This is a genomic window from Streptomyces sp. NRRL B-24484, assembly GCF_000717715.1.
Classification (GTDB): Bacteria; Actinomycetota; Actinomycetes; order Streptomycetales; family Streptomycetaceae; genus Kitasatospora.
Window position 1 is genome coordinate 1 of record NZ_JOAI01000027.1, and the last position, 16,903, is coordinate 16,903.

The following is a 16,903-nucleotide window of genomic DNA, read 5'->3' on the forward strand; positions in this document are numbered from 1 at the left end:
CGGGAAGTGGTGTTTCAAGGGATTGGCCGCTCCGGGACCGTCCGCGCAGACGCGTGTCCGGTGCTCCCTGCCGAGCGACCAGTGAACACTACGCCGAACCGCAGGCAGATGCAAAACGACCCCGGCGCGGGGTGTCCGCGCCGGGGTCGTCCTGTTGGAACCGGTGGAGGGGTCGGGTCAGACCCGGCCCATCTCCTCGGCGATCGCCGCGGCGAACGCGTCGATGTCGGCCTCGCTGGTGTCGAAGGACGCCATCCAGCGGACCTCGCCGGTGTGCTCGTTCCAGAAGTAGAAGCGGTAGCGCTTCTGCAGCCGCTCGCTGACCTCCCGCGGGAGGATGGCGAAGACCGCGTTCGCCTGGACGGGGCGCACGACGGTCACGCCGTCGATGCCGCTGACGGCCTGCTCCAGGCGCTTGGCCATCGCGTTGGCGTGGCCCGCGTTGCGCAGGTAGAGGTCGCCGGCGAGCAGTGCCTCGAACTGCACGGAGACGAAGCGCATCTTCGAGGCGAGCTGCATCGACATCTTGCGCAGGAACTTCAGGTTACGGACGCGCTCGGGGTTGAGCACGACCACGACCTCGCCCAGCATCAGGCCGTTCTTGGTGCCGCCGTAGGACAGCACGTCCACGCCGGCGTCCGTGGTGAAGTCACGGAACGGGACGCCCAGGGTGGCGGCGGCGTTGGCGAGCCGCGAGCCGTCCATGTGCACGAGCATGCCGCGCTCGTGGGCGTGCTCGCAGATGGCCTTGACCTCGTCGACCGTGTACACGGTGCCGAGCTCGGTGCTCTGGGTCAGCGAGACGGCAAGCGGCTGGGCGCGGTGCTCGTCGTCCCAGCCCCAGGCCTGCTGGTCGATCAGCTCGGGGGTGAGCTTGCCGTCCGGGGTGGGGACGGTGAGGATCTTGATCCCGGCGATCTTCTCCGGCGCGCCGCACTCGTCCACGTTGATGTGGGCGGACTCGGCGGCGACCACCGCGCCCCAGCGCGGCAGCAGGGACTGCAGCGCGACCACGTTGGCGCCGGTGCCGTTGAAGACGGGGTACGCCTCGGCCCGGTCGCCGAAGTGGCTGCGGAAGACCTGCTGCAGGTGGGCGGTGTAGTCGTCCTCGCCGTAGGCGACCTGGTGGCCGCCGTTGGCGAGGGCGATCGCCGCGAGGACCTCCGGGTGGATGCCGGCGTAGTTGTCGCTGGCGAATCCGCGCACGGCGGTGTCGTGGTGCCGCACCGCGTCGGTGCGGGCGTCGGTGCCGATGGTCATCGGGCTGTCAGCCACAGGTGCTGTCCGTTCAGTTCTGCTGCGGGGCGGTCCCAGAGGCCCGCCAGGGTCTCGGCCAGGTCGGCGGTGTCGGTGAAGCCGGCGAACTTGGCGTCCGGCTTCTCGGCGCGCATCTCGGGAGAGACCAGGGCCTTGATCACCAGGATGGCAGCCGCCGCGGTGGGCGTGCCGTCCCCGGCGGTGGTCTCCTTCACGAAGGAGTCCGCCATGGCCAGCGTCCAGGCCTCGGTGGCCGCCTTGGCGGCGGCGTACGCGGCACCGCCGGCGGTCGGCTTGTGGGCCGCGGCCGCGGAGACCATGGCGTAGCGGCCGCCGCTGCGGACCAGCGCGGGCTGGAAGGCCAGCGAGGTGTGCTGCAGGGTCCGCACCACGGTGTCGTGCAGGAAGTCCCAGTCGTCGATCCGGGAGTCGAAGAAGGTCTTGCTGCCGCGCCAGCCGCCGACCAGGTGGAGCAGGCCGTCGACGTGGCCGTGCTCGGCCTCCAGGTGGTCGGCCCAGTCGTGGACCTCCTGCGGGTCGAGCAGGTCGATGACCTGGCCGCTGACCTTCGCGCCCGGCACGGTGGTGCGCACGCTGTCGAGGGCCTTGTCGAGGCGCTGCTGGTCGATGTCGGCGCCGATGACGGTGGCGCCGGCGGCGGCGAGGCGCCGCATGGTGGCCTGGCCGGCGGGGCCGCTGGCCCCGGCGACCGCGATCACCTTGTCGTCGAGACGGGCGCTCATGCGGCGACCCCCTGGACACCGGTGCCGGTGATGCCGGTGGTGGCGGCGATGACGCCGCTCAGCTTCTTGGAGAGGGCCTCGTAGAACATGCTGAGCGGGAACTCGTCCGGCTTCACCGCGTCGCACAGGGCCTTGTTGAGGGCCTTGCCGTCGGTGATGTCGAGCGGGAGCGCCTCGGTGCCCTTGGCCCAGGTGGACGCGGGGTGCGGGGTGAGGTAGCGGGAGACGAGCTCGTAGGCGGCGATCCAGTGGGCCGTCTTCGGGCGGTCGATGCCGTCGCGGTAGAGGGTCTCGATCTCGGCGCAGAGCTGGTTGGTGACCTCGGCCACGCGGTCCCAGTCGATGGAGAGGCGGTTGTCGCGCCAGCGCAGCGCGTCGTGCTTGTGCAGGTAGGCGAAGAGCAGCTGGCCGCCCATGCCGTCGTAGTTGCGCACGCGGTCGCCGCTGACCGGGAAGCGGAACATCCGGTCGAAGAGGATCGCGTACTGGACGTCGCGGCCCTGGGCGTAGCCCTCGGACTGCAGCTTCACGGCCTCCTTGAAGGCGGTGAGGTCGCAGCGGAGCTCCTCGAGGCCGTACATCCAGAACGGGCTGCGCTGCTTGATCATGAAGGGGTCGAACGGCAGGTCGCCGTGGCTGTGGGTGCGGTCGTGGATGAGGTCCCACAGCACGAAGGTCTGCTGGGCGCGCTCCTGGTCCTTGAGGAGGCCGGTGGCGTCCTCGGGGATCTCCAGGCCGAGCAGCTCGACGGCGCTGGTGGAGACGGCGCGGAAGCGGGCCGCCTCGCGGTCGCAGAAGATGCCGCCCCAGGTGAAACGTTCCGGCGCCTGGCGGACGGCCACGGTCTCCGGGAAGAGCACGGCGGAGTTGGTGTCGTAGCCGGCCGTGAAGTCGGTGAAGGTGATCGGCACGAACATCGGGTTGTCGAAGCGCTCGCGCTCCAGCTCGGCCAGCCAGTCCGGCCAGACGACCTTGAGCAGGACGGCCTCGAGGTTCCGGTTCGGGTTGCCGTTCTGGGTGTACATCGGGAAGACGACGAGGTGGTCCAGGCCGTCGGTGCGCTGCTCGGCGGGGTGGAAGGCGAGCAGCGAGTCGAGGAAGTCGGGCTCGCGGTAGCCGGTGTCGGCCCACTTGCGCAGGTCGTCCTGGACGGCGGCGAGGTACGCGGCGTCCTGCGGGAAGAGCGGGGCGAGCTCCTGCACCGAGGTGAGCACGGTCTCGACCAGCGGGTCGACCGTGCCGCGCTGCACGGCGGACAGGTCGATGGAGCCGTCCTTCGACTGCAGCGGGCGGAGGGACTCCACCGCGTCCTTCAGGCGAAGCCAGGCGGGGTGGCCGGCCGGAGAGGCGGAAGCATCGCCAGCCACGGCGAGCGTCGGCGAAAGATTCTGCATCGGAGACTCACTTCAACAGGAGGTATTGCGACGTACCCACCATAGATACGAAAGGTTCTTCTGTTCAAGGGGGGTCTGCCGGGCAATCCTGCGGCGGATGGGGCTCGCGGCGGGAGATCCGGCGCTCCGGGGCGTCTCGCGGGGCGGTCCGGCGGGTTCCGTAGGCCGCCGCATCCCGACGATCCCGCGCCGGCAGCGGCCCCGCCACCGGGGAGCGGCGGCGCCCACCGGGGCACGGTCCGGGCACCGATCGGCTCGGCACCTCCGTGCGCCCCCCTGCGCGCCCTGCTGCCCGCCGCTCCGATCGGTGATCGTGGACGTACTGTCCGCTGGCACCGGTCGGGAGGGGCGCCGTGCACGGTCCGGCCGTCGTCACGTGGATGCTGGCGGGGCTGGCCGCCGGCTCCGCCGCGCTGTGCGCACTGCGCCTGCGGCGCCCGGGTTGTGCGGGGGCGCACCGGGAGGCCGACGCCGCCGAGGCGGCGATGGCGGTCGGCATGGCCGGGATGGCGGTGCTGCCCGGGGTGGTGTGGGGCTGGTTCTTCACGGTGATGGCCGGCGCCCTGGTCCTGGGGGCGCTCGCCGGGCGTGCGGGGCGGGTCCACCGTCTGCACCACGGGGTGGGGGCGCTCGCGATGGCGTACATGGCGCTGGCCATGGCCGCCGCTCCGGCCGGGTCCGGCCACCTGCACCACGGGGTGCCGGGCGTGACCGGCGCGGCGGGCGCGCCGATGGGGCTGCCGGTGCTGACCGGTGCGCTGCTCCTCTACTTCGGCGGGTACTCGCTGTGGGCGGGCAGCCGCCTGCTGTCCGGGCCGGGGGTCACGGCCGGCGGCGCCGGTGTGGCCGAGGGCGGCACCGTGCGGGCCTGCCGGGTGGCGATGGGCATCGGGATGTTCGCCATGCTCCTGACGCTCTGACCGCTGCCGGGACGCTGACGGGGTGTCGTTGGTCACCTGTCCGCGGATGCCGTTCCACCGGGGCTCCGCGGAGCATAGGTTGGAGGCAGCGCACTGTCGCGCTCCTGATCGCTCCTCGGGGGAGCTCCTGCCATGACGGCCCTGCTGAGCCTGCTGCTGCTCGGACTGCTGCTCGCCACCGTGGCGCCGGGCCTGCTGGCCCGAGCCCGCTGGCCCGAGCGAGAACCCGTGCTGGCGCTGCTCGCCTGGCAGTCCCTGGTGGTCGCCGTCCTGCTCTGTTGCGTGCTCTCCCTGTTGCTGGCGTGCGCCGCGGCGCTGCCCGCCCTGCGCGAGGCGGTCTTCACGGGTGCGCCGTCGGGCGTCGAGGACGCCTACGGACTCGTGGGTGCGGAGGGCTGGGGCCGGCTGACGGCCGCTCTGCTGGCCCTCGGCGGGGTGCAGACCGCGCTGTCCCTGACTCGCGAGGTGCGGGCGGCCCGGGCGCTGCGCGAGGCGCGCCACGCCCAATTGGACGATCGGGCACCCCAGTTGCCCGGTGAGTCCGCGGCCGAACGGCGGGGCGGCGAGCGCCTGGTGGTGCTGGAGAACCTGCGCCCGGAGGCCTGGTCGCTGCCCGGCCCGGAGGCCCGGCTGGTGGTGACGACCGGCGCGCTGCAGCAGTTGACCGACCGTGAGCTGGCGGCGGTCCTGAGCCACGAGCGCAGCCACGTGCGGGCGCGGCACCACTGGCTGGCGCAGTGCGCCGAGGCGTTGGCGACCGGCTTCCCCGGGGTGGGGGTGTTCAGCGCCTTCCGGGACCAGGTCGGCGAGCTGGTGGAACTGGCCGCGGACGACCGGGCGGCGCGCCGGCACGGCCGGATCACCACGGCCCTGGCCCTGGTGGAGATCAATGCCGGGCGCGGGGTGTTCGGCTCGTGCCCGCCCAAGCAGCTCGCCCAGGCACCGCGCCGGGTGGACCGGTTGCTGGCGGGCGAGCCGCGGCTGCCGGTGCACCACCGGCTGCGGCTGACGCTGGCGGCGCTGGCGCCGCCGGCCGCGGTGGTGCTGCTGGCGGTGGCGCCGGGGCTCGGCACGCTGCTCTGACGGGATCGCAGGCCGGGCTCCCTGAAGGCACTTCCACGGGCCCCCACGGGGCACGGCCGCGGGCGTCGAGGACCGGTGCTGACCGGTGCTGACCGGTGCTGACCGGTGCTGACCGCGGAACCTGCCCGCCGGGTCCTCAGCCGAGGGTGCGGGCAAGCACCTCGCGGTGGATCGGCTGGGCCTCCTGGTAGCGGGCGCGTCCCTCGTCGGTGAGCGCCACGAAAATCCCGCGCCGGTCGAGCTCGCACATGACGCGGGCGACCAGGCCGTCCTTCTCCAGCCGGCCGATCAGCCGGGACAGCGCGCTCTGGCTGAGGTGGACCGTCTGCGCTATGTCCTGCACCCGGAGCTTGCCGGGGCCCGCCCGCAGCTCGTCCTCCCAGAGGCGTTCGAGCACCTCGAACTCGCTCATGCCCAGACCGAACCGCTCACCCAGCGTCCGGTCGAGGGCGCACGACACGGCGGCGTGCCGCGCGAGGACGTCCCGCCACTCGAAAACGAGGGCGGATTCTGGCGCGAGATCCGGTTCAGCCACGCTCCCAGGCTAGCACATGTCCGCTCATCTAGTGCACGCGCATTAAATTCGCTTGCACTGGATGCACATGCATGGAAGTCTCGTGGCCATGACGACCGCATCTGACGATCCGTCGACGACCGGGGCCTGGAGCCCACGCCTCTGGGGCACCCTCGTCGTCCTCTGCGCCGCCCTCTTCCTCGACGCCCTCGACGTCTCGATGGTGGGCGTGGCCCTGCCCTCCATCGGCACCGACCTCCACCTGTCCACCTCCGCCCTGCAGTGGGTGGTCAGCGGCTATGTCCTCGGCTACGGCGGGCTGCTGCTGCTCGGCGGCCGGGCCGCCGACCTGCTCGGCCGGCGGCGCGTCTTCCTGGCCGCCCTCGCCGTCTTCGCCGCCGCCTCGCTGCTCGGCGGCCTGGTCGACGACGGCGGCCTGCTGATAGCCGCCCGGTTCCTCAAGGGAGTGAGCGCCGCCTTCACCGCCCCCGCCGGCCTGTCGATCATCACCACGACCTTCGCGGAGGGCCCGGCGCGCAACCGGGCGCTCTCCATCTACACCACCTGCGGCGCCAGCGGGTTCTCGCTCGGCCTGGTGCTCAGCGGCCTGCTCACCTCCGCGGGCTGGCGCTGGACGTTCCTGATGCCGGTGCCGGTCGCCCTGGTGGCACTGACCGCGGCCGTCCGCCTGCTGCCCCGGCAGCCCGTCCCGGCCCGCGGCACCGCCGGGTACGACGTCGCCGGCGCGATCACCGGCACCGGCTCACTGCTGCTGCTCGTCTTCACCGTCACGGAGGCGCAGAACGCCGGCTGGGCGAGCGCCCGGACCATCGGCTCGCTGGTCGCCGTCGCCGTGCTGATGGCGCTCTTCCTGCGGATCGAGTCCCGGGCGGCCCACCCGCTCGTCCGGCTGGGGATCTTCCGCAACGGCGGGGTGAGCCGGGCCAACATCGCGGCGCTGGCGGTGTTCGGGTCGTACTCCGGCTTCCAGTTCATCGCCACGCTGTACCTGCAGCGGCTGCTCGGCTGGTCCGCACTGGAGATGGCGCTGGCCTTCCTGCCGGCCGGCACACTGGTCGCGCTGTCCGCGACCAGGATGGGCGCGGTGGTCGACCGCTTCGGCACCGCCCGCCTGCTGCCGCTCGGCATCCTCTTCCTGACCGCGGGGTACGCCCTGTTCCTCCGGCTGGACGAGCACTCGGGCTTCCTCGGCCTGGTGCTGCCCAGCATGGTCCTGCTCGGTCTCGGTTTCGCCCTCGCCTTCCCGTCCGCCAACATCGCCGCCACCAACGGCGTCGACGACGACGAGCAGGGGCTGGCCTCGGGCCTGGTCAACACGGCCTTCCAGGTGGGCAGTGCGATCGTGCTCGCGGTCGCCACGGCAGTGATCACGGCCGGCAGCGGCGGCGGCCAGAGCCCGCAGGCGCAGCTGGACGGCTACCGGCCCGCGCTGCTGCTGGTGACGGCGGTCTCGCTGGGGGCCCTGGTGGTGACGCTGGTGGGCTGGGCGCTGGAACGCCGCAGCCCTGCGGCACCCGCCACCGCCACCGCCGCGCCTGCCCCCTCCGCGGCGCCGACCCCCGGGTCGGCCACGGACGGACCCGCCGACGGGACGGAGAACACCGGGGGCAAGGTGCTCGCCGAACGCTGACACCCGGAGGTCGCGGGGCTCCGCATCCTGCACGGCCGGGGCCGGAACGGTCCTGAGCGGTCCGGACCAGTCCGGGACGGTCCGGTCCGGGCGCCTGCGGAAACGCCCCGGGGAACCCTGGAAACACAACAGCGCCGGCTCCACCAAACCCCCGTGTTGGTGGAGCCGACGCTGCTGTGTGCGCTGCCGCCGAGGCCGTCCGGGCCAGGGCATACGGCGGCGCCGCGACCGGCCCGGCCAGTATATTGGCCCGGAGCCAGTCAACGTTCGGAGCAGACACGATGGCACCTCGCGGGGAATCGGTCAATGAGGAGATGCGCCGGCGATCCCGCCGCCGGATCATGCGCGCCACCGTCGAGCTCGTGGACCAGCACGGATATGCGGGGACGACGCTCAGCGACATAGCCGAGCACGCAGGACTCGCCCGCGGTCTGGTGTCGTACTACTTCGACGGCAAACGGCTGTTGATGCAGTCCGCCACACATCGCCTGATGCACTTGGAACTGGCCGCGGCGCTGGCGGAATTGCCCGCGGGGTCGCCGCCGGAGGCGAGGCTGGCGCGCGCCATCGACGCCGTCCTCGGCCTGGCGATGGACCACCCGCGGGTGATGCGTTCGCACCTGGCGCTGATCCTCGATCCGGACGTCGGTGCCTTCGTCCAGGATCCGGAGCAGCAGCAGTTGGGGGCGATCCTGCGCGGTCTCCTCCAGGACTGGGGCGCACCCGATCCGGTCGCCGAACACGCCGTGCTGCGCAGCGCGTTGATGGGTGGCTGCATAGGGGTGTTGCTGCCGGGCGCGTCCACGCCGCTGGCCCCGATCCGGGCCGACCTGTTCGCCCGGTACGGGCTCGCCTGGGAGCTGGGGGTGCCGCCGCAGCCCGGCCCGCCGGAGCGGGCACAGTGCTCCGGCCGCGAGGACGGGCAGCCGGGAGCCTGTTGCGCGCACGCCGATCGGCGACGGCTGCCCGGACGCTCGGAGGCGTGCGGCCATCCGGGGCCCGTCGGGTGCGCGGAGGAGGCCGGGGTGTCCGGCACCGGTGCGCGGGCCGCGGCGGAGGACCGGCTCAGCGCTCCTTGAGGATGGACGTGAGCAGGTCGACGGTCTGATCCGGCGTCAGGCTGTCGACGCAGAGCCGCTCCATGACCTGGATGTAGGCGTCGACGTCGTCGCGCTTGTCGAGGTAGAGGGCGCTGGTGAGCTGCTCCAGGTAGACCACGTCGGCGAGGTCCTGTTCGGGGAAGCGCAGGATCGAGAAGGCGCCGCTCTCTCCGGCGTGCGCGCCGAAGCGGAACGGCATGACCTGGATGGTGACGTTGGGCCGGTCCGCCATGTCGATCAGGTGCTGTACCTGGGCCCGCATCACGGCCGGCCCGCCGACCGGGCGGCGCAGGGCGGCCTCGTCGATGACGGCCCACAGGTGCGGGCTCCGACCCTCCGTCAGCAGGGTCTGCCGGCGCATCCGGAGGCTGACCCGGCGCTCCAGTTCCTCGTCGCTGATGGCCGGGCGGCTCTGGCCGAAGACGGCGCGCGCGTACTCCTCGGCCTGCAGCAGGCCGGGGATGAACTGCACCTCGTAGGTGCGGATCAGCGCGGCGGCCTCCTCCAGGCCGACGTAGGTCTGGAACCAGCCGGGCAGGACGTCGTTGAAGCTGTGCCACCAGCCGGACTTGTTCGCTTCGCGGACCAGTCCGAGCAGGGCCTCGCGCTCCGTGGCGTCGTCGACCCCGTAGAGGCTGAGCAGGTCGGCGACGTCGCGCTCCTTGAAGGAGACCCGGCCGAGCTCCATACGGCTGATCTTCGACTCGGAGGCGCGGATGGTGTAGCCGGCGTCCTCACGGGTGATGCCGCGCCCCTCGCGCAGGCGCCGCAGCTGCGAGCCGAGGAGGATGCGGCGCACCATCGAGCCCCCGCCGGGCTGAACTGTGGTCATGCGGTCGGAAACCTCCACCTCGGGTCAAACAGCGCACAGTCTGCCATCAGTTGGGCGCGCTCGGTGCCCGTAGTGGCGCAACGATCTACTACTTCTGCATCACATCCTCCATCTTGCACGTGCATCTGGCGCTTGCATATGCCAAACATGCGACTGCACGTGAATCGACTCTTGCATCTGCAGTGGGCGCAGAGGACCATGGTGCACGTGCACTTGCACGCACCTGACAACTCCGCGGGCTTCGCGTCGACCGAACGCGCGACCCCCCATGCCCTCCCGGCCGCGCCCCTGTGCGGCCGGGAGTTCGTGTGCGGGTCCGGGCATACGGGCGGGCGGCCGAGCGGCCGAGCGAGTCGGAGGTGACCGGCATGACCCGGGTGGGTCCCGCCGTGTCCGCCCCCTTATGGGAGGAGCTCTTCATGAGCACCGGTACGGCCATCGCTGCCGACCCGTACGTGGTCAGCTGTACCCTCGCCCCTCGCTACGAAGCCGTCAGATCGGCCCGGGACTTCGCCAGGACCACCCTGCGGAGCTGGGGACTCGACTCTCTCTTCGACGATGTCGCCCTGGTCGCCTCGGAGTTGGTGACCAACGCACTGCGCCACGCGCTGGGCGCGATGCCGGACGGCTGCAGCGCCACGGCGCCCCAGGTACCGGCGCAGCTCGCCCGCCCGCTGGGCATGGAGGGTCTCACCCCTATACGCATCAGCCTGGTGCACCGCGCGCCGCAGGTGGTGTGCGCGGTGAGCGATCCGAGCAGCCACGGGCCGGTGGCGCGCGAGGCGGACTTCGTGGCGGAGTCCGGCCGCGGGCTGCACCTGGTCGACTCCTTCAGCAGTTCCTGGGGCTGGCACCCGCTGGCCGGGGCGGGCAAGGTCGTGTGGGCGCTGTTCGAGGCCGCACCCGTCGCCGGTACCGGTCGGCACCGATCGGCCTGAGCGGACGCTCCGGGTCGACCGGACCGCGGGCGCAGTAGCCGCAGTCGCCGCGGCAGCGATCAGGGGGCGACGGTCGCAGGTGAGGAACCGGGCGCCGGGCCGGCCCCGGCGGGCGGGAATGCCGGAGCGCTTGCCGGATGCGAGGTCCGGGCGGGTCGGGCGGAGGGGACCCGATCGGCCACCTCGCACCGCGCCGGCGCGGCGTTCGCAGAGGAGACGTTCCGCGGACACCACACCGACGGGGTTGGCGGGCGGGATCGTCGGACCGGCAGAACCGCCGGTCGACGAGGGACCCGCCGGAGACGCACGCACCCGAAGGCAATCGCCGGACGCGGACTCGCCGGACTCACACCCGGGCCGGACTCGCAGGCGGGCCGGACTCGCAGGCGGGCCGGAACGCAACCGGGCCGTCGCGGCGATGCCCACGACGGCCCCACGGGAAGGGAGCCCGAACACCGGGCCCACCGGATTCCGGCGGGCCGACGGACGGTCAGGTCGCCAGGTGGTCGAACTCCCCGTCCTTGGCGCCGAGGAGCAGTGCGGCTATTTCGGCCCGGGTATAGATGAGCGCCGGCCCGTCCGGGAAACGGGAGTTGCGCATCGCCACCTCGCCGGTCGGCAGGGCCGCGAACTCGACGCAGTTGCCCTGCGAGTTGCTGTGCCGGCTCTTCTGCCAGACCACACCGTCGAGATCCGCAGCCGCCATGCCGTTGTACGTGTCACTCATCGTTGTCTCCCTGAGCCTGGCGTTCGCCTCACTTGACGTGATGATAGCTGGCCTGCACGTGCATCAGCACGGGACAAAGCGCGTGCATCTGACTCATCAGTAGCGTCGAACAACCGCGCCGTGCGCCCGGCAAACCGGGCCGAACCATCACAGAGGGAACAGCAATCGATCACCGTGGGTACGGGCCGGCCTGCGTCCCGTTGATCTTGACGCTCGACGTCGGACTTTACGCGCAGTCACATCCGCCACTGTGAGGAGCATCACGCACCCCTGCGACGGAGTGCGGATCGCTTTGCTGGGAAATGTCCGATCTTGTGCCGTCGCCACCAACCCCTCACGGGAGTCGACTGCAGTAAGGGCCCCGGTATGTCCTACGATCTCCGCCATGAGCACCGCAGCCATCCCGGGCGCGCCACTGCCCGTCCGTACGCCAGGCTCCCGTGCGCGGGGGCGCCACCGCCGTCCCGAGCGCCCCGAGATCCCGGCCGGCTCCCCGGCCCTGCTGCTGGCCGTCCCGGCCACGGCCGGACCCGAGGCCCGCCCGATCGTCGACGAGCTGCTCTCCATCGTGCGCGGCGAGCAGCCGGGCCTCGAGATCGCCGCCGGCTACGTCGCGGCCGAGTCCGAGGACGCCCCGACCGTCGCCGACCTGCTGGCCATGGCCGCCGGCAACGGCGCGCCGCCGCCGATCGTGGTGCCGCTGCTGCCCGGTCCGCACGGTTTCCTGACGGAGCTGCACGAGGTGGCCGCGGCCGCCGGCTCCCCGGTCACCGACCCGCTGGGCCCGCACCCGCTGCTCGCCGAGGCCGTGCACGTCCGCCTGTCCGAGGCCGGGCTCGCCCGTGCCGACCGCGCCCGCCTGTTCGCGATCGCCACCTCCGCCGACGGCGTGGTGCTGACCGTCTCCGGTGGCGAGGACGCCGCCGCGGCCGCCGGGATCACCGGTGTGCTGCTCGCCGCGCGTCTCGCCGTGCCGGTGGTGGCCGCCGCCCTGGACGTGCCGGGTTCGGTCGCCGCCGCGGTCGACCACCTCAAGTCCACCGGTTCGGAGCGCCCGGCGCTCGCGCCGCTGGTGATCGGCCCGGAGGCGGACTCCGAGCTGCTGGCCACCGCCGCCGAGGAGACCGGCTGCCCGAGCGCCGCTCCGCTGGGCGCCTACCCGGCCGTCGGCCAGCTGATCGCCTCCACCTACCTGGCCGCGCTGCCGCCGCGGCCGCCGGTCGACGAGGAGGAGCTGGCCGCCGCCGAGGCTGCCGCGCTCGCCGAGGCCGAGGAGCCTGCCGCCGAGCAGTGAGCGGTGCGCGGCCACCGGCCGCACACGCAGTGAACTCCCGGAGGGGCCCCGACCGTACGAGGTCGGGGCCCCTCCGCGTTCCCCGGAACACAGGTCGCCCGGAAGGCAGGTCGCTCGGAACGCCGGCGCTCGGCCCGGTCCGGCGGTCGGCTCAGACGGGCAGTCGTCGGGTCGGTGCCGCCGCGTCCGCGAGCCGGATCGCAGGGGTGACGACCGCCCGCGGCGGGCCGTCCACCGCGGCCGGTGCGGCGGCGGCGTTCCACTCCGCCCTGCCCGGCCCCGGCTGCAGCTGCACGGCCTGCCGCTCGCCGGCCTTGCGCAGGACGATCCGGGTCGGCCGCGGCGCCTGCGGGTCCAGCCACACCTCGTTGCCGCCGAAGGAGCAGTCCAGCACCGCGATGTCGTCCGGTTCGCCGTCCGTGGTGGCCCGGAAGGCCACACCGGCCTTCCGATAGCCCGTCAGCCGGCTCCGAGCGATCGTCACGGTCGTTCCGGCGAGCTGGTGTTTGGCGGTGGCGACGGCGTAGTCGGACTGTCCTGCGGCGTCGATCAGCAGCCCGTCGAAGACGGTTCCCCTCTCGCGGCCGAGCGCGTGGACGGCCACTCCCCCGGCGCCGTTGCCGTACAGCACACCGCCGTTGTACTCGAAGTCGTTGAGGTAGGCGCCGTGCTCGATGCCCCAGCCGCCGTTGTGGTACGCGACGAAGCCCTCCAGCACGTGGTGGTGACGGGCGTTCAGCCAGACGAAGACGCCGTTCTCCAGGTTGTTGTGGGCCAGGCAGCGCTCGAAGGTCCAGACGCCCTCGCCGGCCTCCGGCCACTCGTAGCCGGAGGCGCCCGTGGCGCCCTGCACGCCGACGGCCACGCAGTCGCGGGCGGTGCCGCCGGTGCCGGCGCCGAGCGAGAAGCCGGTGAGCCGGTAGCCGCGCGGGTTGGGCTCGTACACCGTGCGGGAGGCCACGCAGGACTGGTAGGCGATGTCGTCGGACGGTGCCTGCGGGGTGCGGGTGTCCGGCGGCCCGTCCCACCAGTAGGCGTCCTCCCAGGTGTTGTGGCTGATGCAGCTGCGGAAGGTGATGCCGTGGCTGGCGTGCGGGACGAAGGCGTGGCTGCCGCTGTCGCGGACCACCACGCCCTCGACGACCGTGCCGCGGGAGGCGTCGCCGAGCATGTGGAAGTGCAGTCCGTAGCGGCCGAGCACGGGCTCGGTGACCGGGGCGCCGTTCCAGGTCTCCTTGCCGGGCTGCCGCGGGCCGAGCCAGCGCAGCGCGGCGTGCCGGACGTCGGCGCGGCGCGAGCCGGTCAGGTGGACGTGGGCGCGGCCCTCGGCGGTGCCCTCGACCCGGACGCTGCGGGTCAGGTTGAGCACCTCGGCACCGACCGCGACGCCCCCGCCGGCCGTGACCCGCGGGTGCGGGTACGCCAGGGGTGCGGTCAGTGTGACGGTCTTGCCGTCGATCCGTCTGATCGTGCACAGATCGTACCGGGTGGAGAATTCGCCCTCGCCCGGGGGTCCGGTCGGCGTGACGGCCAGCTCGTCGCCCGGTCGCCAGCCCTCGGGCGGCTCGGCCAGACGCAGCTCGGTGTCGCCGGCCCGGAGCCCGGTGGCCGCGCGGACCCAGGCGGTCTTGGCGGCACCGTCCAGCCGCAGGTAGCCGGCCCCGGTCACCCAGAGCCCGGTGTCCCCCTCCACCACCGTCATGCCACCGCCGCGGAAGCTTCGTTCGTCCACGGAGGGGAATTTCAGGACATGCGAGGCCCCGTCCGCCGGAGCCAGCACCAGGACGCCTCGGACCTCCACGCTGCCCGCCGAGGCGAGGGTGAGGCTGCGTTCGGGCGCGAAGACCAGCGAGCCGCCCGGCTCGACCACCAGCGAGCCGACGGAGGCGTCGACGTCCAGCAGGACGCGGTCGGCGATCCGGACGGCACCCTTCGCCCCCGGGACTGCGCCGCCCCAGCCGGCCGGGTCGGACCAGCGGCGGCCCGTCAGATCGACCGGGGAGGGCGAGGGGTCGGCAGGAGCCGGGACGGCGTGCACGTGCCCCGCAGAGGGCCCTCCGGAGGCCGCCGGGAGGGCCGTGGCCACCCGCCGGGACCCGGCCGGGGAGGCGAGCGCGCGGCGGGCCGGCTCGACGCCGCCCACCGCGGCCGCGGCGGTGGAGATCCCGAGCCAGACGAGCATCCGGCGCCGACCGACCCGGCGGTGCGGCGCGGGCCGCCGGGCCGCCCCGTCGGACACCCCCTCCGGGCGCTGCCCGTGCTGATCCATGACCGGTCGACCCCCCGCCCGGGCCGCCGCCCGGCCCCCGATACCTGAAGCATAAACAGGCCGGTTTTACCCGAAGGGCTTTGCCGGAAATCGAAAGAAGTCGATCACGGAGAGATCAAGGAATCGATCATGGAATATACCAAGATCCCCTGTGACCGGCATCACACATGTTTGCGGTTTGAACTTAACTCTGTCTAATGTCCTCCCACGTTCGTGGTCACACGGACCCAGTTGGCCCGAACGCCGAGTCCTGCCGGCGGTCCGACTGGCAATGCGAAACGCACTTCGGCAGGGGCGGGGGAACCAGGTAAGTCGCCCGGGAGCGGTCCAGCGCCGCTCCCCGGCTTGGGGTGAAGCCGCACACGCAGAACAGGCGAGAGATCGCCGGATCCTGCGCGCGCGGCCGGGCAACTCCAGCCCGAATCCGACAGCTCACCTCGCAGGCGTGGGAGAGGAACGCTCCTTCATGCTGTCCATCAACTCCAAGCGCGGCCGCCGCATCCTCGCCACCACGGGCGTCGTCGGCATCGGCCTGAGCATCCCGACCCTGGCCGCCGGCACCGCCTCCGCCGCCTCGGTCGCCACCTGGGACAAGGTCGCCCAGTGCGAGTCCTCCGGCGACTGGCACATCAACACCGGCAACGGCTTCTACGGCGGCCTCCAGTTCACCTCCAGCACCTGGACCTCCTTCGGCGGCGGCGCCTACGCCTCCCGCGCGGACCTGGCCACCAAGGACCAGCAGATCGCGATCGCCGAGAAGGTGCTGGCCGAGCAGGGCCCCGGCGCCTGGCCGGTCTGCTCCGTCAAGGCGGGCCTCACCAAGGGCGGTCCGGCCCCGGAGATCAGCACCGGCGGCTCCGCCTCCACCACCGCCCCCGCGGCCTCCACCCCCGCGAAGCCGGCCGCCCCCGCGGCCCCGGCCGCCTCCACCGGCACCTCGCAGGACGGCAAGACCTGGCAGGGCCAGTGGAGCCACGGCGCCACCTACACCGTGCGGGCCGGCGACTGGCTGTCGACCATCGCCGAGCACAACCACGTCCAGGGCGGCTGGCAGAAGCTCTACGAGCTCAACAAGTCGGTCCTGAAGAACGGTCCGCACACCATCTACCCGGGCCAGAAGCTGTCGCTGGGCACCCCCGCCAAGGCGTCCTCGACCCCGGCCCAGGCCGCCCCGGCCGCCCCCAAGCCGGCCACCACCGCGGTCAAGGCCAGCACCACCACCACCGCGCAGACCGCCACCGGCTCCAAGGCCGCCGCGGTCAACTTCGCGCTCTCCAAGGTGGGCCAGGCCTACATCTACGGCGGTACCGGCAACGGTGGCTGGGACTGCTCCGGCCTCACCCAGGCCGCGCTGCGTGCCGCGGGCATCTCCGTGCCGCGCGTCGCCGCCGACCAGGCCGACTACTCCACCCGCGTCTCGCTGGACAACCTGCAGGCGGGCGACCTGCTGTTCTGGTCCAGCAACGGCGCCAACTCCGGCGTGCACCACGTCGCGCTCTACATCGGCGACGGCAAGTACGTCGAGGCCGCCAACCCGAGCGCCGGCGTCCGCGTCCAGACCATCGCCAACTGGGCCCCGGACTTCGCCGGCCGGGTCTGATCCACCCGCCCCGGCGTCCCGTACGCCGGAGCACGCGCCCGAAGCCGTACCTGGGTCCCTCGGCCCGGGCGCTCCTCTCCCCCTCCGAAGCCCCGGAGCGGCCTCCCGCCGCACCGGGGCTTCGGCCTGCCCTCGCGGATAGGCTGGCCGCCCCACGGAGTTGAGGAGCAGCCATGGCAGCGAAGGTCACCGTCACGCTGGACGCCGATCTGGCGATCGAGGTCATGCTGGCCGCCGGGGCCGGCAATCCGCAGGACGCGGTCGAGCTGATCGTCCGCGACTACCTGGCCCGCAGCCGCCGCACCGAGGCCCGCACCGGCGACGCCGCCGACGCAGCCCGCACCGCCCGCCCCCACCGCACGGCCGAAGAAGGCTGAAACCCCCGTCGCCCGACCAGGGGCACGGGCTCACCACCAGGGGTACGGAGCAACCGCCAAGGGCTCGGGCCAACCACCAGGGGCCGACCGACCGGAGGCGCGGGGCAACCACAAGGGGCGCGGTGAACTGCGCAATGCGGATGCGGGCCACGGTACGAACCACGGCCGACCCCGGAGCGGACGTTCACCTCTCCCTGATTGCGC

The 16,903-nt window shown here is 72.8% G+C and carries 15 protein-coding genes and 1 riboswitch; of the genes, 8 read left to right on the forward strand and 7 right to left on the reverse strand.

The features are described 5' to 3' along the window. Positions 1 to 177: 177 nt before the first annotated feature. Genes IE98_RS0123550 through IE98_RS0123560 form a run of 3 tightly spaced genes read right to left on the reverse strand, consistent with a single transcriptional unit; the run spans position 178 to position 3,394 of the window. On the reverse strand, positions 178 to 1,260 hold the full coding sequence (locus IE98_RS0123550; protein ID WP_030272021.1) for a threonine aldolase family protein: 1,083 nt from the start codon (positions 1,258 to 1,260) through the stop codon (positions 178 to 180). Then, positions 1,257 to 2,000 carry an SDR family NAD(P)-dependent oxidoreductase gene (locus tag IE98_RS0123555; protein ID WP_030272023.1) on the reverse strand — a complete coding sequence of 248 codons (744 nt, stop codon included), beginning with the start codon at positions 1,998 to 2,000 and terminating at the stop codon, positions 1,257 to 1,259. The genes IE98_RS0123550 and IE98_RS0123555 overlap by 4 nt, the downstream gene beginning before the upstream one ends. Continuing rightward, positions 1,997 to 3,394 carry a DUF6421 family protein gene (locus IE98_RS0123560; protein WP_030272025.1) on the reverse strand — a complete coding sequence of 466 codons (1,398 nt, stop codon included), beginning with the start codon at positions 3,392 to 3,394 and terminating at the stop codon, positions 1,997 to 1,999. The genes IE98_RS0123555 and IE98_RS0123560 overlap by 4 nt, the downstream gene beginning before the upstream one ends. A gap of 353 nt (positions 3,395 to 3,747) precedes the next feature. On the opposite strand from IE98_RS0123560, the gene IE98_RS0123565 reads away from it, so the two are divergent. After that, positions 3,748 to 4,314, forward strand: a complete 567-nt coding sequence (locus IE98_RS0123565; protein ID WP_030272027.1) for a DUF5134 domain-containing protein — start codon at positions 3,748 to 3,750, stop codon at positions 4,312 to 4,314. Positions 4,315 to 4,446: 132 nt separating this feature from the next. Next, the gene (locus tag IE98_RS0123570; protein ID WP_030272029.1) at positions 4,447 to 5,397 is read left to right on the forward strand and encodes a M56 family metallopeptidase; all 951 of its coding nucleotides are present in this window, start codon (positions 4,447 to 4,449) and stop codon (positions 5,395 to 5,397) included. Positions 5,398 to 5,533: 136 nt separating this feature from the next. Here the strand turns inward: IE98_RS0123570 and IE98_RS0123575 are convergent, their stop codons facing one another. Then, positions 5,534 to 5,932: a MarR family winged helix-turn-helix transcriptional regulator gene (locus IE98_RS0123575; protein WP_030272032.1), complete on the reverse strand. Its 399-nt coding sequence runs from the start codon at positions 5,930 to 5,932 to the stop codon at positions 5,534 to 5,536. Positions 5,933 to 6,020: 88 nt separating this feature from the next. Between IE98_RS0123575 and IE98_RS0123580 the strand changes: the two genes are divergently transcribed. Together IE98_RS0123580 and IE98_RS0123585 are read left to right on the forward strand one after the other, a co-directional pair. After that, positions 6,021 to 7,562 carry an MFS transporter gene (locus tag IE98_RS0123580; protein WP_078661233.1) on the forward strand — a complete coding sequence of 514 codons (1,542 nt, stop codon included), beginning with the start codon at positions 6,021 to 6,023 and terminating at the stop codon, positions 7,560 to 7,562. Positions 7,563 to 7,876: 314 nt separating this feature from the next. Then, a complete protein-coding gene (locus tag IE98_RS0123585) occupies positions 7,877 to 8,641 on the forward strand; it encodes a TetR/AcrR family transcriptional regulator (protein ID WP_324605793.1) in 765 nt (254 codons plus the stop codon). Here the strand turns inward: IE98_RS0123585 and IE98_RS0123590 are convergent. Next, entirely contained in the window at positions 8,628 to 9,494 is an 867-nt protein-coding gene (locus tag IE98_RS0123590; RefSeq protein ID WP_078661234.1) for a helix-turn-helix domain-containing protein, read from the reverse strand. The two genes, IE98_RS0123585 and IE98_RS0123590, sit on opposite strands and share 14 nt — an antisense overlap. A gap of 419 nt (positions 9,495 to 9,913) precedes the next feature. Here IE98_RS0123590 and IE98_RS0123595 point away from each other — a divergent pair, with 419 nt between their 5' ends. Continuing rightward, positions 9,914 to 10,432 (forward strand): ATP-binding protein, encoded by a 519-nt coding sequence (locus IE98_RS0123595; RefSeq protein ID WP_234443644.1) that lies wholly within the window; start codon positions 9,914 to 9,916, stop codon positions 10,430 to 10,432. A 490-nt stretch (positions 10,433 to 10,922) separates the two neighbouring features. Here the strand turns inward: IE98_RS0123595 and IE98_RS0123600 are convergent, their stop codons facing one another. Next, entirely contained in the window at positions 10,923 to 11,159 is a 237-nt protein-coding gene (locus tag IE98_RS0123600; RefSeq protein ID WP_030272042.1) for a DUF397 domain-containing protein, read from the reverse strand. 385 nt (positions 11,160 to 11,544) lie between these two features. Here IE98_RS0123600 and IE98_RS0123605 point away from each other — a divergent pair, with 385 nt between their 5' ends. After that, positions 11,545 to 12,453, forward strand: coding sequence for a hypothetical protein (locus IE98_RS0123605; protein ID WP_063748993.1), 909 nt, complete (start codon positions 11,545 to 11,547; stop codon positions 12,451 to 12,453). Positions 12,454 to 12,604: 151 nt separating this feature from the next. Here the strand turns inward: IE98_RS0123605 and IE98_RS0123610 are convergent, their stop codons facing one another. Beyond that, positions 12,605 to 14,722, reverse strand: coding sequence for a hypothetical protein (locus tag IE98_RS0123610; protein WP_159401033.1), 2,118 nt, complete (start codon positions 14,720 to 14,722; stop codon positions 12,605 to 12,607). Between the two features lie 262 nt (positions 14,723 to 14,984). Next, positions 14,985 to 15,183: riboswitch (cyclic di-AMP (ydaO/yuaA leader) on the forward strand. Here IE98_RS0123610 and IE98_RS52295 point away from each other — a divergent pair. Then, positions 15,168 to 16,322: a transglycosylase family protein gene (locus tag IE98_RS52295; protein ID WP_159401034.1), complete on the forward strand. Its 1,155-nt coding sequence runs from the start codon at positions 15,168 to 15,170 to the stop codon at positions 16,320 to 16,322. (Overlaps the previous riboswitch by 16 nt.) Before the next feature lie 173 nt (positions 16,323 to 16,495). Then, on the forward strand, positions 16,496 to 16,699 hold the full coding sequence (locus IE98_RS42945) for a hypothetical protein (RefSeq protein WP_043174934.1): 204 nt from the start codon (positions 16,496 to 16,498) through the stop codon (positions 16,697 to 16,699). Positions 16,700 to 16,903 lie beyond the last annotated feature (204 nt).